Genomic DNA, 1,215 nt, shown 5'->3' with positions numbered 1-1,215 from the left:
GCCCTTCGGTCGTTTTGGTGCGCTGAGACTTCGTTGCCGTCGCTCCGGCCCGGTTCATCACCAGACAACCAGAGCGCGCGAAAGTTCTTTGGATACTTTCTTTCAAGAAAGTATCACTTCGCGGCCTTGGCGGCCCGGATGGCCTCGGTCAGCAACGGGGTGACCTTGAACAGGTCGCCGCAGATGCCGTAGTCCGCAATCTCGAAGATGGGGGCCGTGTCGTTTTTGTTCACCGCGATGATGCACTCGGAGTCCTGCATGCCCGCCTTGTGCTGGATCGCGCCGGAGATGCCCAGGGCCACGTACACCTTCGGGTGCACCGTCTTGCCCGTCTGGCCNACCTGATGGTCCGCGCTCAGCCAGCCGCTGTCGATGGTGGCACGGGAGCCGCCGACTACGCCGCCCAGCTCCGCCGCCAGCTCTTCCGCCAGCTTGATGCCGCCCTCGACGTCCTTAGAGATGCCGCGGCCCACGGACACGATGATGTCCGCGCCGATGAGGTCCACCAGCTTCTTCGCCGCCTTGACCACTTCCGTGACCTCGGTCTTCACATCCGCCTCGCCCAGGGTGAAGGCGGGCTTTTCAATGACGCAGGCGTCCGCCTTGGCCTGGTCGAAGGGGTTCTTCTTCATGACGCCCGGGCGCACCGTCGCCATGCAGGGACGGAAGCGGGGGCAGATGATGGTAGCCATCAGGTGGCCGCCGAAGGCCGGACGGGTCATCTTCAGGTTCCGGTCCTCCATGTCCCACTTCTGGCTGTCCACGTCCAGGGTGGAAGCCTCCCGCAGGAACTGGATGTAGTTGGCCACGTCGATGTCCAGGTGGGTGCAGTCCGCGCACAATCCGGTGTGCAGCCGGGCCGCGCAGCGGGGGGCCAGGTCCCGGCCGATGTTGGTGGCGCCAATTAGGAAGGCCTCGGGCTTCAGCTCCTCAATGACGTCGCAGATGACCTTGGCATAGGCGTCCGTGTTGTAGACGGACAGCATCGGGCTCTCGCAGACATAGACCTTGTCCGCGCCGTAGCCGCCCAGCTCCTTGGCCGCGGCCTCGATACCCTCGCCGCCCAGGAGGAGGCCGCAGAGGTTCACGCCCAGCTCGTTGGCCAGGTCCCGGCCCTTGGAAATCAGCTCGAAGTCGGTGGGCATCAGCTTGCCCTCGCGCTGCTCGCAGAAGACCCAAACGTCCTTGAAGGCAGCGATATCCGCACTGTTGAAA

General features: G+C 64.3%; 1 protein-coding gene. It reads right to left on the bottom strand.

What is annotated here, in order from left to right:
* Positions 1 to 113: 113 nt before the first annotated feature.
* Positions 114 to 1,215, bottom strand: a 1,102-nt coding sequence (gene acrA / locus JX325_RS17205) for an acryloyl-CoA reductase electron transfer subunit beta (protein ID WP_243414167.1), incomplete at its 5' end; no start/stop codon positions are given.

The sequence above is a fragment of the Oscillibacter sp. CU971 genome (assembly GCF_905219725.1).
Classification (GTDB): domain Bacteria; phylum Bacillota; class Clostridia; order Oscillospirales; family Oscillospiraceae; genus Oscillibacter.
This window is presented reverse-complemented; position numbering and strand designations above follow the sequence as displayed.